The sequence below is a fragment of the Chloroflexota bacterium genome (assembly GCA_016235055.1).
In the GTDB taxonomy this organism is placed as follows: domain Bacteria; phylum Chloroflexota; class Anaerolineae; order JACRMK01; family JACRMK01; genus JACRMK01.
This window is the reverse complement of sequence record JACRMK010000051.1, coordinates 85,853-100,902: the sequence shown is the minus strand read 5'-3', so window position 1 is coordinate 100,902 and position 15,050 is coordinate 85,853. Positions and strand designations below refer to the sequence as shown.

11 protein-coding genes are annotated in these 15,050 nt (G+C 64.8%); 10 read left to right on the top strand and 1 reads right to left on the bottom strand.

What is annotated here, in order from left to right; genetic code table 11:
* Position 1 precedes the first annotated feature (1 nt).
* The 10 genes from HZB53_13325 (at position 2) to HZB53_13280 (ending at position 13,914) form a co-directional block, all read left to right on the top strand.
* Positions 2 to 1,216, top strand: a complete 1,215-nt coding sequence (locus HZB53_13325) for an MFS transporter (GenBank protein MBI5878624.1) — start codon at positions 2 to 4, stop codon at positions 1,214 to 1,216.
* A gap of 678 nt (positions 1,217 to 1,894) precedes the next feature.
* Positions 1,895 to 6,577 carry a CHRD domain-containing protein gene (locus tag HZB53_13320; protein MBI5878623.1) on the top strand — a complete coding sequence of 1,561 codons (4,683 nt, stop codon included), beginning with the start codon at positions 1,895 to 1,897 and terminating at the stop codon, positions 6,575 to 6,577.
* A gap of 210 nt (positions 6,578 to 6,787) precedes the next feature.
* Positions 6,788 to 7,348: a hypothetical protein gene (locus HZB53_13315; GenBank protein ID MBI5878622.1), complete on the top strand. Its 561-nt coding sequence runs from the start codon at positions 6,788 to 6,790 to the stop codon at positions 7,346 to 7,348.
* A gap of 285 nt (positions 7,349 to 7,633) precedes the next feature.
* On the top strand, positions 7,634 to 8,284 hold the full coding sequence (gene npdG, locus HZB53_13310; GenBank protein ID MBI5878621.1) for an NADPH-dependent F420 reductase: 651 nt from the start codon (positions 7,634 to 7,636) through the stop codon (positions 8,282 to 8,284).
* A gap of 19 nt (positions 8,285 to 8,303) precedes the next feature.
* Positions 8,304 to 9,101 carry a coenzyme F420-0:L-glutamate ligase gene (gene cofE / locus HZB53_13305; protein MBI5878620.1) on the top strand — a complete coding sequence of 266 codons (798 nt, stop codon included), beginning with the start codon at positions 8,304 to 8,306 and terminating at the stop codon, positions 9,099 to 9,101.
* Positions 9,102 to 9,163: 62 nt separating this feature from the next.
* A complete protein-coding gene (locus HZB53_13300) occupies positions 9,164 to 10,279 on the top strand; it encodes an inositol-3-phosphate synthase (GenBank protein MBI5878619.1) in 1,116 nt (371 codons plus the stop codon).
* 73 nt (positions 10,280 to 10,352) lie between these two features.
* Positions 10,353 to 11,285: a hypothetical protein gene (locus HZB53_13295; GenBank protein MBI5878618.1), complete on the top strand. Its 933-nt coding sequence runs from the start codon at positions 10,353 to 10,355 to the stop codon at positions 11,283 to 11,285.
* Positions 11,282 to 12,139, top strand: coding sequence for a lysophospholipid acyltransferase family protein (locus HZB53_13290; GenBank protein MBI5878617.1), 858 nt, complete (start codon positions 11,282 to 11,284; stop codon positions 12,137 to 12,139). Before HZB53_13295 ends, HZB53_13290 begins: the two co-directional genes overlap by 4 nt.
* 3 nt (positions 12,140 to 12,142) lie before the next feature.
* Entirely contained in the window at positions 12,143 to 13,342 is a 1,200-nt protein-coding gene (locus tag HZB53_13285; protein ID MBI5878616.1) for a glycosyltransferase family 4 protein, read from the top strand.
* The gene (locus HZB53_13280; protein ID MBI5878615.1) at positions 13,339 to 13,914 is read left to right on the top strand and encodes a CDP-alcohol phosphatidyltransferase family protein; all 576 of its coding nucleotides are present in this window, start codon (positions 13,339 to 13,341) and stop codon (positions 13,912 to 13,914) included. Before HZB53_13285 ends, HZB53_13280 begins: the two co-directional genes overlap by 4 nt.
* Here HZB53_13280 and HZB53_13275 read toward each other — a convergent pair.
* Positions 13,911 to 14,969, bottom strand: a complete 1,059-nt coding sequence (locus tag HZB53_13275) for a C39 family peptidase (protein MBI5878614.1) — start codon at positions 14,967 to 14,969, stop codon at positions 13,911 to 13,913. The two genes, HZB53_13280 and HZB53_13275, sit on opposite strands and share 4 nt — an antisense overlap.
* Between the last annotated feature and the right edge of the window lie 81 nt (positions 14,970 to 15,050).

Sequence of the window (15,050 nt, the reverse complement as noted above, 5' to 3'; positions counted from 1 at the left end):
CGTGTTCAGGCGTTTCCGGCAGCTCGAGGCATGGGAGTGGAATAGCTACATCACCGCCTTTGCCATCCTCGTCGTCTTCAGCGCATTCAGTTTCGTCATCCCGTTCCTGTCGCTCTTCCTGAGCCGCGAGCTCGGCATGACCGACATGCCGACCGTCGCGCTCTGGACGGGCATCCTCTTCGCCACCGCGCCGCTGCTCGGAGCATTCTCCGGCCCGATCTGGGGCTCGCTGGCAGACCGCTTCGGGCATAAGGCGATGCTCCAACGCGCGATCTTCGTCGTATCAATCGCGCTCGGCGCGATGGCGTTCGCGCAGAACGAATGGCACGTGCTCTTCTGGCGCGCCGTGATCGGCTTGTTTGGCGGCATCAACGCCATGGGCATCGCGCTGCTGACGACCATCGCGCCGAAGGAGAAGACCGGCCAGGCGGTTGGCTTGCTATACGGCGCGCGCGCGCTCAGCGGGGCGGTGGCACCCGCGCTCGGCGGCGCGCTGGCCGATTCCGTCGGCATGCGCCAGGCGTTCATCGTCAGCGGGCTGCTCGGCTTTGCATCGTTCGCGCTGCTGACGGCCGTCTTTCGCGAGACACCCGACATGAAGCGCGACCGCGAAACGCGCCGCCAGGCGCCGCCACCGATGTCGCTGCGCGCGGTCGCACGCTCGCCGGAGTTCCTGGCGCTGGCCCTCGTCCTGTTCTTCGTGCAGGCGGTGGACAACTCGTTTGCGCCGATCCTCCCGCTCTTCGTCGCGATGCTCGAAGGCTCCGCAGAGCGGGCTGCCTCGTTGAGCGGCATGATCATCTCCGTCGCGGCCGTGGCAATGGCAATCGCCTCCACGGGGCTTGGACGCCTGACCGAACGACTACCGGCGCGGCGGCTTTTGCTTGTCACGCTGGTGCTGGGCACGCTGCTCTGTATTCCATTAGCGCTCAGCGGCTCGACGACAGAGTTTTTCATCTGGCGCGTGCTGCTCGGGTTGTGTGCGGGCGGCACGATGACGCTGGCGTTCTCGCTGGGCGGCAGCGTGATCCCGCCGGAGATTCGCGGCGCCGGCTTTGGCCTGCTGACCTCCGCGACGCTGATGGGCAGCGCGGTTAGCCCGATCGTGTTCGGCGCACTCGGCGGCTACAATCTGCGCTATGCCTTTGGGCTGGACGCCATCGTGTACGCCGTGATCTTTGTCTGGGTACTGGTGGCGCTGCGGCACAACCGCTAGGACACCCGAACCGCTTCCACACACAGATCCCCGGCGACAGCGGAAACGCTGACTGCTGCCGGAACTGCCCAGCACGTTTGCACCGGTCGAACCAGACAGAGGCTCCAACCGTTTGGCCGTATGCCCCATCGTACGGGCGCGGTCTCCGCGCGCCCAACCAGCGATTGCCCGGAACGCCTGCGCTGGCTTTATGGCGCCTATTATTGGATAGCTGATCCACCGTACTGCCGTCCAGGGCGATGCAAAAGTTTGGTGATTACCCACATCGTCGTGGATCGCGCGTATCAAGACCTCGCGGGTTTTGAAAACCCGCGAGGTCTGGTAGATATGGGTAATCACCAGCAAAAGTCCCTTGACAAACTTGGCGATCGTGCCCTGAACGGCACAAAACGCCGTCGACGGGCATGGAAATGCACGCACGCTTCGACCCCGTCTGCGCCTCGCCCCGCGCCGTTGGCGGGGGCGGGCGCTTCGACAAGCTCAGCGCCCGCTTCGTCGAATTTTCATCATACACTACGACTATTGAACGACCCTGACTGCCGTCCAAAGCGTTTGACGCAGACGCCCGATTAGTGCTAGTATGCGCGTCATATTTGGTTGAATCTCTCGGGTCGCACACGCTCGAGAGCGGTTGCGGTATCGAGGCCAATCTGCATAGCCCCTGGCGAAAGGATGCGAATGAAGACACACGCTCGCTGGTATCGCGCTTTGCTCATCATCGTGACCTTTGCACTGTTCGTGCCACTCTGGTCTGGAATCGTCCAGGCGTCGCCGGGCGCAATACCGCCCGCAGCCAAGCCGGTCGACGGCGGCGATCCGGACGCGCCGAAGAAGCCGCCAGTCGGAAGCGTGCCCGGTGGCCCGAACGGTCCCGCCCAGTTGAACCAGGAAGAAGAAGGCCTGGCGCTGGAGCGCGACTGGGCGTTTTACTCGCGCCGCACGGCCGGCGATCCCAACGTGCCGTTTGACATGCAGGCGGCGGCGCGCCTACGCGCGGCCGCAGCCGATCAACTGGGCAGCCCTGGCAGCCGGCCGAGCGCGCCGCAGACACCCGGCACGTTCGGCGGCGCATGGGCAACGGCCGGCCCGAATCCAATGGTGCTCACCGGTCGCGGCGACGGCACATTCGACGCCATGACCGGGCGCATCGGCGCGCTGGCCATTCGCTCGACAGCCCCTTACACCATCTACCTCGGCGGCGCGCAGGGTGGCATCTGGATTTCGTCGACTGCCACCAGCGTCTGGACGCCCAAAACCGACTTCATGGGCACGCTCGCCATCGGCGCGCTGGCGCTGGCGCCGTCGAACGAAGACACGGTGTACGTCGGCACCGGCGAGGGCGCGCTTTCGGGTGACTCGTACTTCGGCGAAGGCATCTATAAGTCCACCAACGCCGGCGGCACATTCACCAAGATCAGCGCGGCCGGTTACTTCACGGCTACCTCCATCTCAAAGTTGGTCGTTCACAATTCGGATGAGAACACACTCTACGTTGGCACCCTGCGCGGGCGCGGCGGCGAGCGCCGCACCAGCCCGCCGACCGCCGCTATGCCGTTCGGCATCTGGAAATCCACCGATGGTGGCATCAATTGGTCGGCGGTGCTCACCGTCTCAACCAGTCCACTGGTCATGAGCGGAGTGACCGACCTGGTGATGGACCCGCAGAACTCGAGCGTGGTCTACGCCTCGATTTTGGGCTCTGGCATCTCGAAGACGGTCGACGGCGGCCTGACCTGGCAGACGGCGATGACCGGCCTGCCAACCGGGGACTACGCGACCGCCCCGTCGCGCATCGCGCTCGGCATCAGCCACCCGGCCACTCAGACGAACGCAACGCTCTACGCCGGCTTTGAGTACTACAGCGGCATAACGAAGGTTCCCTCGCGCGTTTACAAGTCAACGGACAATGCCGGAACCTGGTCGTTAGTCGGGACGGCTGTCGTCGACAACTACTGCGGTTCGCAGTGCACGTACGACAACGTGATCGGCGTCGACCCTGGCGATCCCAACACGGTGTACGCGCTGGGTCTGTACGACTACACGAACGGGTCGGGCGGCATCTATCGCTCACGCGACGGCGGCACGACATGGGTTGATCTGGGCTTTAACCTGCACCCGGACTACCACGCGATCGCGATTCGCAAGGACAATCCGTCGTATCTGGTCATCGGCAACGACGGCGGCGTCTGGTCGACGGCGGCGCAGGGCGGCCGGCTCAACCCGGGCGACGCGCCAAATGCGACATCGTGGGTAAACCTGAACGGCAATGTGAACCCAGCGACCGCCGTGGTCAACAGCCGCAGCGGACTCGCGCTGGGCCAGTTCACCAGCATCGCCACCAACCCGGCGGTCGCCAACCGGTTCTACGGCGGCACACAAGACAACGGCACCCTGCGCAAATCGACTAGCAGCGCAACCTGGTACGACGTCAGCAGCGGCGACGGCGGCCAGGTCCTGATCGATCCGACTGACGCCAACTTCGTCTACGGCACATACTATGGCATCCGCACCTACCGTTTTACGGACGGCGGCGGGCTGTACTCCGGAGGATTCACCAGCAACGAGTTCATCCGGGGCGGCCTCGATCTCACCGATCGCTCGGAGTTCTACATTCCATGGATGATGGACCCGGCCAATCCGGCGCGGTTGTATCTGGGCACCTACCGGGTGTATCGCACGGATAACGCCAAGACGGCCAATGCCGGCGACGTGTACTGGAACACCGTCAGCGGCGACCTGACGTCCGGCTGCACGGGCACGGCACCCAACGGCGCGCGCGGCTGCTACATCAGCGCGTTCGGCAAGTCGGCCGGCGCCAATGCGTTGTACGTCGGCACGGACGAAGGCTGGATCTGGCTGTCCACCAACTCGACGGCGGGTACACCGACGTGGACACGGCTTGATCAGGTCGGCGTCAGCACGCCGAATCGGCCGATCGCGTCAATCGCCGTGGACGCGTCCAACTACCGCGTGGCCTACGTCGGATTCAATGGCTTCAACGCCGCGACCCCGTCGCAGCCCGGGCACATCTTCAAGACCACGAACGCCGGGCAGTCGTGGACCGACATTAGCAATAACCTGCCTGACATTCCCGTCAACTCGGTCGTGCTCGATCCGGCCGATCCGCAGACGATCTACATCGGCACCGATATCGGCCCGTATGTCACGACCAACGGCGGAAGCCTCTGGTCGCCGCTGGGCTCCGGTTTCCCGGTTGTCGCCATCTGGCAGTTGGCGCTGAACGCATACACACGCCAGATAGTGGCGGGCACGCACGGACGCGGCGCGTGGTCGTTGACGGATAGCTCCACGTTGCTGCCCGCGCTGCAGATCAGCAAGCAGACCGGCGCGACACCGGTCGGCCCCGGCAGCACGCTGCAGTACACGGTGACGGTCGAGAATCACGGCAATGTCACGGCCACCAACGTTGTCATCACCGACCAGATTCCCGCGAACACGACCTTCGTCGCCGCCGGATCGGGCGGCGCGCTGACCGGCTCCAATGTTGTGTTCAACGTGCCGCTCATCGCACCACCGACGACGGTTGCCACGGGCGGCTCACTCGGCATTGGCGTCCTGCCTGGTCGCGCCACCGTGACGTTCACCGTGCAGATCGCGTCGGGCGGCGCGGTGACCACCGGTTCGACCATCACCAACGACAACTATCTCGCGTCGTCAACGGAAGTGGCGCCGGTCTACGGCAGTCCGCACATCACAACCCTGGCGCCAAGCGCGGGCGTAGCGGTGCTGCCGCTCACGCAAATGGACGGCGCCCGCAGCGGCCAGTCGCTGTTCTATCCCTTTACCATCCAAAACAACGGCTACCTGAACGACAGCTTCACGCTGCTTAGCACAGGCAACAGTTGGGCGGTTTCGTTCTGGGACTCCACCGGCGCGACGCAGATCGGCGGCACGCCGGTCATCGGCGCAGGCGCCACGGCCAGCGTGCTGGTCAAAGTAGCCGTACCGGCCGGCATGCCCAACGCATTTTGGGACGTTGCCACGGTACATGCGTCGTCCGACAACAGTCCGGTAGTCGAAGCCACGGCAGCCGTGACCACCACGGCGGTGACGTACGACATCCTGCTGGTGGACAACGACGATGCGCATCCCAACTCGGAGGCCACCTATCAGGCCGCGCTGACGGCCGGCGGCTATAGCTACAACTACCTCGACTTGCGGACGGCGCCGGGCCACCAGTTGCCCATTAACTACCTGAAAGCGCACAAAGCGGTCGTATGGTTTGCGGGCATGTCGTATCCCGGCCCGCTCCTGCCCTATGAAAGCGAACTCGCCGCGTATCTGGATGGCGGCGGTCGCATCTTCATGTCCGGCCAGGATATCCTCGATCAGTCGGCCGGCACGACGCCGTTTGTGCTGAACTATCTGCACATCAACTGGGACGGCACGGAAGGCCAGAACGACCGGGGCACGCTGACGGTCACGGCGGTCATCACCAGCCCGTTCAGCGCCGGACTGAGCCCAATGGCGATGAACTACGCGGCCGCCGGCTTCGCCGCCGACTACAGCGATCAGATCACGCCGACGTTCCCGGCCGAGGTGGCGTTCCTCGACGACAAGGGCAAACCCGACGCCCTGCAAGTGGACACGGGCGTCTACAAAGTCATCTTCCTCGGCTTCCCGTTCGAGGTCATTCAGAGCGCCCCCGAGCGCGCGGCCGTGCTGGACCGCGGCCTGAAATACCTGTTAGCGAGCTCGGCGCTGACCGGTGTCGGCGTCAGCGGCCCAGCGGTGCTGCAACAGAACGCCGCCGGCAGCTACATCGCAACCGCTGCGCCGATCTCGTCGACCCGGCCGGTGCGCTACTACTGGCAAGCCGACGAGCAGACCGCGGCCAACGTGCTCGGTCTCGGCAGCGACACGCGCAGCTACACCTGGTCGACGCTCGGCCCCAAGACGATAACCGTCACGGCCTCGAATGAGGACGTCTGGGCCGCGCTGTCGGGCGTCAATCAGGTGCCCGCCGTGAACTCGGCGGCCACCGGACTGGCGTCGTTTATCTACAACCCAACCACGCGCGTGCTGAGCTACACCTTGAGCATCGGCAATCTCGTCGGCGCGACGGCCGCCCACATTCACTACGGCGCAGCCGGCGTGAACGGCGGCGTGGCGCACACGCTGAACACACCCGTGGGCGGCGCGGCCAGTGGCGCAGTGACGCTCAGCGCCTCCGACGAAACGGCGTTGTACGCCGGAGGCCTGTATGTGAATGTCCACACCGCAGCCAATCCGGGTGGCGAGGTGCGCGGACAGATCATGGTGACAGGCGGGCACACGACACAGGTCGCGCACGTAGTCGTCGTGCACCCCGTATTGTATTTCCCGCTGGTTGGGCGCTAACGAGCTCGGGCCAACGGGCTTTCGGCAGAGTACGACGCAACGGGGGCGCTTGCAAGCGCCCCCGTTGCTGTGGCGCGGTATAATATATGCATGAGACGCGTATGGTCAATCCTTTGCTGCTTGCTGGCACTGACGGCGTGCGCCACAACCGGGACTCCGACGCCGTCCCGCGCGCTGACACCGGCTGCACCCACCAGCGCGACCGCCAGCGTGACAGCCGAACCTCCGCATAGCGCGGCGGATTCGCTTCAAGCGGCATTGTTGCTCGTTGAACGCGAACTTGGCGCGGCGTCGATAGCCGGCGACGTGGCTGCGGTGCAAAGCCATGCGCAGAACGCAACCAATGTTCTGGTCGGCCCATACGGACGGTGGTACGCCGGTGACGCCGGTATCGAGCAGGGCGTGCTGCCCGGCGAGCGCGTGCCCGGTCCCGCCCCCGACGTGGGCAATCCGCAATGGCCGGCTGGCTGGGCGTTGCTCGTCTATGGTGAAGGCCGCCCGGGGGATCAAGCTGTGGTGCGCGATCTGATCGGGGACGTTGGCGTCTGGCAATCGGCGCCCCGCCGGGGCTATGATGCGGTTGCGGCTGCGATTGCCGCCGGGCCGGTCGTCGAGTCGGTCAAGCTTGCCGGACCGGTTGGGCGCACCCTTGCCTACGCGCGACTGATCCTCGCGACGGCCGACTCGCTGGAGCGCGCTCACCGCTGGGCTAATCTGGCAGCCATTGAGGCCGGGCAGGCAGCCCGCATCGCGGGCATGCTTGGCCGCTAGAGCAGTTCGCGTACCCACGCGACAGGTTGGCGCACCGCGCGCTAACGTTGAAGCGACAGGTCACTGACTCGTCCACTCGGATAGGTCAGAGACCTGTCTTTACGTGCTGGCCAGCAATTTGCCGTGGGACGCAACACTCCGGCGCATCCCAATGGCGCGCGCGCCGCGACGGCATCCGCTCGATATCTGATATACTTACACAGATGGCGACATGCTCAACACAAAACAGTATTTCCCAAACATCAATCGCGCCATGCAAGGGCGAACACGGTATTGAGGATACGCATGAAACTGGCGATCATTGGCGGCACGGGCACGCAAGGCACCGCGCTGGCGCAACGGTTTGCACGCGCCGGCGTGAACGTAATCATCGGCTCTCGGGATGCGGCGCGTGGCGCCGCCGCTGCCGAGGCGCTGAATGCCCGCCTCGGCAGCGCGCTGGCCGGCGGCGCAGCCAACCGCGACGCGGCCGCCCAGGGCGACGTCGTGCTACTATCGGTGCCGTATGATGGCATGCAGCCGATCATCGACGATGTGCGCGAAGCGGCGCTTGGCAAGATCGTCATCAATATCGCGTCGGCGCTGTCACCCGAGCGCAAGAGCCAGGCAAAACCGCCGCCGGCCGGGTCGATCACGGCGGAGTTACAGCAGTTCTTCGGTGAAACGACGAAGGTCATCGCCGCATTCCAGAACATCTCCCCGGAGAAGCTGGCAGGCGAGGGGCCGATCGATAGCGACGTGCTGGTGTGCGGGGGCGACCGCGCGGCGCGCGAAAGCGTCATCGGCCTGATCCAGCAGACGGGACTGCGCGCGCTCGATGCGGGCACGCTGGCCAACGCGGTGGCGGTTGAGACGCTGACGGCGGTGTTGATTGCCGTCAACATCAAGTACAAGGTTAAGGGCGCCGGCATACGCATTACCGGTCTGCCTGTTTGAGCGACACGGAGAGGCGAGCGTGGAGCTACTGCAAGTCATTTATACGGCCGTGCCCGGCATTCCGCTGATCAGTCCGGGCGATGATCTGGGGCGTGTCGTCTTTGAGGCAGCCAGCGCGGCAGGCGTTCAACTGGCCGATGGCGACGCCATCGTCTTCGCGCAGAAAGTAGTCAGCAAGAGCGAGGGGCGGCTGGTGCGCCTCAAGGATGTGACACCGTCTGCGCGCGCCACGGACGTTGCGGCCATCACCGGGCACGACCCGCGACTGGATGAGCTGATTATTCGCGAATCGACGGAAATCCTCAAGATGCGGCGCGGCTTGATCGTCGTCGCTCAGCGCACCGGCTTTATCTGCGCGAATGCGGGCATCGACCGGTCCAACATCGAGCCGGACGGCGACGAGATCGTCGTCAGCCTGCTGCCGGTTGACCCGGACGCCTCGGCGCGCCTGTTGCGCGCGCGCTTGCAGGCGCTGTCGGGCAAGCAACTGGCCGTGCTCATCATCGACACACATGGCCGCGCATTTCGCGATGGCGTGATCGGCACGACCATCGGGCTGGCGGGCATGCAGGCGCTGCGCGACGCGCGCGGCGAGGAAGACTTGTTCGGCTTTCATTTACAGCATACGGTCATCGCGCCGGCTGACGAGATTGCGGCCGGCGCATCGCTGCTGATGGGGCAGAGCGGCGAAGGGCGGCCGGTGGTGGTCGTGCACGGCGCGCGCTACAATCCGGGCGAGGGATCGGTCCGCGAGTTGGTCCGGCCGCGTGAACTCGATCTGTTCCGTCCCGAACCGCTAATTCGACTATCTGGTTAACCAATCATTTAATCACACAGCATAGCCCGGGCATGGTCCCGGACGGGTTCGAAAGGAGAACGATGGCTGACACGAAGAGCAACAAAAAAGCCGCCAAGGCGGCGTCGAAAAGCAAGAAGGTGCGCGTTGCCATTATTGGCGTTGGCAACTGCGCGTCGTCGCTGGTGCAGGGCGTGCAGTTCTACCAGGATGCGCCGGTGGATGCGTTTGTGCCGGGGCTAATGCATAGCGTGCTCGGCGGCTATCACGTCGGCGATATCGAGTTCACCGCTGCGTTCGACATCGACGCCGAGAAGGTCGGCAAGGACCTCAGCGAGGCGATCTTCAGCGGCCCCAACAACACGATCAAGTTCGCCGACGTGCCGGACCAGGCTGTGAAGGTGCACCGCGGCATGACCCATGATGGCCTCGGCAAATACCTCAAGGAAGTCATCCACAAGGCGCCGGGTTCCACGGCCGACATTGTCCAGATCCTCAAGGACACGCAGACCGATGTGGTCGTCAACTATCTGCCGGTCGGCTCGGAAATGGCGACCAAGTGGTACGTCGAGCAGGTGCTGGAGGCCGGTTGCGCCTTTGTTAACTGCATTCCGGTTTTTATCGGGCGCGAGGACTACTGGCAGGCGCGCTTCAAAGAGAAGGGACTGCCGATCATCGGCGATGACATCAAGTCGCAGGTCGGCGCGACGATTACCCATCGTGTGCTGACCAACCTGTTCAAAGATCGCGGCGTCCGGCTCGACCGGACATACCAGCTAAATTTCGGCGGCAACACCGACTTCTACAATATGCTGGAACGCGAGCGATTGGAATCGAAGAAGATCAGCAAGACCAACGCGGTCGTCTCGCAACTGCCCTACGACATGGGCGCTGAGAACGTGCACGTGGGCCCGAGCGACTTTGTGCCGTGGCTGAAAGACCGCAAGTGGTGCTATATCCGCATGGAGGGCACAACGTTCGGCAACGTGCCGCTCAATCTGGAATTGAAACTTGAAGTGTGGGACTCGCCCAATTCGGCGGGCGTCGTCATCGATGCGGTGCGCTGCGCCAAGATCGGACTGGATCGCGGCGAGGGCGGGACGCTGAAGGGACCGGCCGCGTACTTCATGAAGTCGCCGCCGATACAGTACGACGACGCGACGGCCCTGGACATGGTGGAAGAGTTCATCAAGGGCTGATCGGTCCGGCGTGTTGACGCGGGCGGCTGCAACGGCAGCCGTCCGCCGGATCCTTCGCTCAAGCAACTCCATCATGATTCTCGTGTACGTTGGCTGGCGCGTGGCCAGCTTCCTGGTCGGTCGCTTGCCGCTCGACGTCTGCTACCGCTTGGCCGGTCTGCTCGGATCGGTCGTTTTCACACTCATGCGGAGTTCGCGACGCCATGCGGCGGACAACTACGCGCGGGTGCTCGGCAAGCCGGCCTCCGATCCGGCCGTGCAGGCCACTGTGCGCCGGTCGATGCGCAACTTCTGCTTCTACACGCTGGAAGTCATGCGCTTTCCGTACCTGACGGAAGCCGAGTTGAACCGCCGGGTAGTTCTGCATGACACCGGCGAATTTGGCACGGCGCTGGCCCGGGGGCGCGGGGTCGTCTTCACGTCGATTCATTTTGGCAACATGGAACTGGCGGGCGTCAAACTGGCCCGCCAGTACGCACCGCTCACGCTGCCGGCCGAGGTCGTGCGCCCGCGCCAGTTGTTCGACTGGCTGGTGAACGCGCGCAAACGACACAACGTGACGCTCGTGCCGTATACGCATGCGGCCCGCGCTATCATAAACGCGCTGCGCAACAACGAAATACTCGGCATGTTTGTGGATCTCGGCGCGCGCTACGATCACAAGGCGGTGCCGGTGCGCTTCTTCGGCGCGACGGCGTACTTTCCGGCGGCCCCGGCGCTGGTGGCGTATCGCGCCAATGCGCCGGTCATCTTTGGTTTTGCGCCGATCGATGACCAGGGCGCCGTGCACGGTTACCCGTACCCGGCGATCTACCCTGACCTGGCGATGGATCGCGATGCGTTCGTGCGGCAGACGATGCAGACGATCGCCGGGCAGATGGAGGATGCGATCAGCCGCTACCCGGACCAGTGGTACATATTCCGCCCGATATGGCCTGTGGATGAAGGCGCGCCGGCGCGTCAGGGCGCGGGCGTTGAGGCATCGGCTCCCGAGGCCGGTCGATGATCGTCTACTGGGGGCTGCGCTTGCTGGCGTGGGTGCTCGGCTATGTGCATGATGGCATCGCCTATCCGGTCTTCCGGCTTATCGGCGTCGTCCTGTACTGGGTGGTGCCTGGCCGCCGCCGCATGGCCGAGCACAACCTCCGGCACGTGCTGGGACCAGACGCGACGCCGGCGCAGGTGCGCGCCTGCGGCATCGAGGCGTCGCAGACGCTGGCGCTAAACTACTACGAATTGTTCCACATGCCGGCGTACAGTCGCGAGGCGATCCGCGCCCGCATGACGATCAATGGCGTTGAGCGCATCGCCGAGGCGCTGGAACGCAAGCGCGGCGTCATTCTGGTCACCCTGCACCTGGGCAATGTGGAAACGCTGATCCAGGTGCCATCCCTCTATCCGTACATGCGGTTCATGATGCTCGTCGAGCGCATGCACAATCCGGGCGTGCTGCGCATGATGAGCGAACTGCGCGCCAGCCAGGGCGTTGACATTGTCAACACGGATGAGTTGATGAAGCTGGTGCGCCGGCTCAAGGAAAACGGCGTGGTGGCGCTCGCAGCCGACCGCGACGTGACCGGCAGCGGCGCCGTGCTCGACTTCTTTGGCCGTCCCGCCCGCCTGCCGGATGGCGCGGTGAGGCTTGCCGCGCGCACCGGCGCCGCGCTGATCCTTGCCTATGGTTGGCGCGACCACGCGGGCGGCTTTCGCGTCGAAGTTGAGCCAGCCATGGCACTGGTCTCGACCCGTGACGCCGACGCCGACGCCCGCGAGAACATGCGCCGGCTTGCCGCGCGGCTGGAATATGTCATCCGCGCGCGCCCCGGCCAGTGGATGGCTTTTCACTCGACCTGGATCTAGCCCATGAAAATTGCTTTGGTGTCACCGTACGATCACTCCGTGGCCGGAGGCGTTGGCGCGCACATCGCGGGACTTGAGAAGGAGTTCTGCGCGCTGGGTCACCAGGTGAAGATCCTGGCGCCGGCGTCCGACGACACCAAGGTCGGCGAGAACGTGATGATCGTCAGCGACCGCGTCGTGCCCGTCGGAATCAGCGGCTCGAAAGCACGCATCACGTTGAGCCTGAGCCTTTACCGTCGGATCAAGCGCATCCTGCATGACGAGCAGTTCGATGTGGTGCATATTCACGAGCCGCTGGTGCCAATGCTTCCGGTGTTCGTGCTGCGCCATGCGCACGGTGTGACCATCGGCACGTTTCACGCCTACCGCGACAACGACAGCTACATGGGCTACGCCGCCACGCGGCCGGTTCTGCAGCGCCTGATGAGCCGGCTCGACGCGCGCACGTGCGTCTCGCGGCCGGTCGTCGAGTTTGTTTCGCGCTACTTCCCCGCCACGTACGAGATCATCCCCAACGGGCTGGACATCGAGCGCTTTGGCGACCCGTCCATCGCGCCGATCGAGAAATACATGGATGGCAAGCTGAACATCCTGTTTGTGGGCCGGCTGGAAAAACGCAAGGGCTTTCCGCACTTGCTGGCGGCCTACCCGCAGATCAAGGAACAGGTGCCGGATGCGCGCCTGCTTGTCGTCGGCGCGTATGACAAGGACGACCGCGAGCAGTTCGTGCACTACGCGCGCGACAACGGCCTGCGCGACGTGCGGTTCGTCGGCTACGTCGCGGCGGACGAACTGCCGCGCTACTATCGCACCGCGCATGTGTTCTGCGCGCCGTCGACCGGCTTCGAGTCGTTCGGCTACGTTCTGGTCGAAGCATTGGCCGCCGGGGCGCCGCTAGTGGCATCCGACATCACCGGCTACCGCAGCGTCATCACGCACGGGGTGGACGGCCTGCTGACGCCGCCGGGCGACGAGCCGGCGCTTGCGCAGATGATCACCCTGCTGCTGCGCGATCCGGCGCTGCGGGCGCGGCTGTCCGCGCAGGGCCGCGAGACGGTCAAGCAGTACTCGTGGAAAAACGTGGCACAGCGCACGCTCGAACTCTACGAGCGCTGCATCGAGGCGCGCGAGCAGAAAGCGCCGGAAGCGCACCGTTCACGCTTTTCGCTGGGGCGGCCACGCCGCAACGGAGGCGCGCGGTGATCTCGGAGCGCCTGCGCGGCCTGCTGAGTGGGGTTATGCAGGGCGTCGGCACGACGCTTGCGCGCACCGGCCTGTCGCCCAATGTGTTCACGGTAATCGGCTTTACGGCAGTCGTGATAAATGCCGTCGTGATTGCGCTGGGCTTCCCGCAACTGGCCGGGCTGCTGCTGATTGTCGCACTGGCGCTCGACTCGCTCGATGGCGCAGTGGCCCGCGCGACCGGGCGCATCAGCGCATTCGGTGCGTTCCTGGACTCCACGCTCGACCGCTGGGCCGAAGTGGCGATCTTCTTTGGTATGGCCGTCTACCTGCAAGGTTCGTGGATTGACCAGGCCATCATTTACTGGGCGATCTGCAGTTCGCTGCTGGTCTCGTACACGCGCGCGCGCGCCGAGGGGATTGGCGTACAGTGCAAAGAGGGGTTCTTCACGCGCTTCGAGCGGGTGGTGGTAATCATCATCGGCCTGCTGTCGCTGCAAATGACGATTGCCAACGCCGTGATCGCCGTGCTTGCCACGTTCACGGCGGTCCAACGCGTGTGGTACGTCTGGGGGCAGACGCGCGGGCGCTAGCGCGACGCCTGTTGCAGCAACTCCTTCGCTTCCCGAAAGTTGGCGTTCAACTCGACCGCCGCCGCAAATTCGTCGCGCGCGCGGTCCTTTTGTCCAAGCGCCAGCAGCGCGCGACCGCGCCAGGCGTGCACTTCCTCAATCGGGTCCAGGTTCTTCATTTGCGGCGTGGTCAGGTCGAGGATGCGCTGATAAGCTCCGGTGCGGAACAACGCGTCGTAGGGGCCGAAGTTATACCAGGCAAAGTTGGGCGGCATGCCGAGCGCGGCTGCTCGGTCGTATGCTTCCACCGCGCCGCGTGCATCGCCGGCAGCCAGCCGATCGTCGCCGAGGTTGAACCACTGCGCGGCATCCTGCGGGGCGGCCTGCGCGGCGGCGCTCGCCGCGCCGAGCGCGCGCCGTACATTGGCCTGCGCGTCGAAGTCGTCGCCCAGCGCCGCGCGCACAGCCGGCTCCTGCTGGGGTTTGTACGCCACGATGATGCGGTGGTTCCACGGCTTCCACCACGCCTCGAAGTCCGCGAACGAATACGCCTTGCGCGGCGGCGTGAACGGGTCGCTGGTGATGAAGACGCCGGTCGCTAGATCGTACCCCTGCACGACGCGGAAGTGGCCGACCAGATCGCTTTCGCTCTTGGCCAGCCACTGGTGCACGATTACGGGCAGGCCTGCTGCCACCAGCCGCATCAATTGCTCGCGCGTGCCGTTGACGCGCACGATGGCGCTCAGTCCCTGGCTGGTCAGGTAAGCCTGCATCTCGTCCGGACGGACGTTCTTGTCTTTTTCGTTCCCCTTGATCAAATCGGCAATGTCGAACTGCGTGCGCGGCACGCCAAGGTATGTCGTGATAATGCCGAGCGACACCGGCCCGCAGTTGTTCCACTTCTGGTACTCGTGCGCGACATTCAACTGTACCTTGGGCGGCAAAGTGACTGACGCTGTGGCCGCGGCGGGTCGCGGCGTGGCTGTCGGAGTCGGGCTGGTGGTCACAGTCGCCATCGCGGTGGCTGTTGGCGTGTCCGTCGGCGTCGGCACCGTGGTCGCCGTGAAGGAGGGCACAGGCGTTGCCGATGCTGGCGCGATCGCCGGCTCGACTTGCGCGGGGACCGCAGTTGCTGGCGCAGACAAGGCGGCTGGATC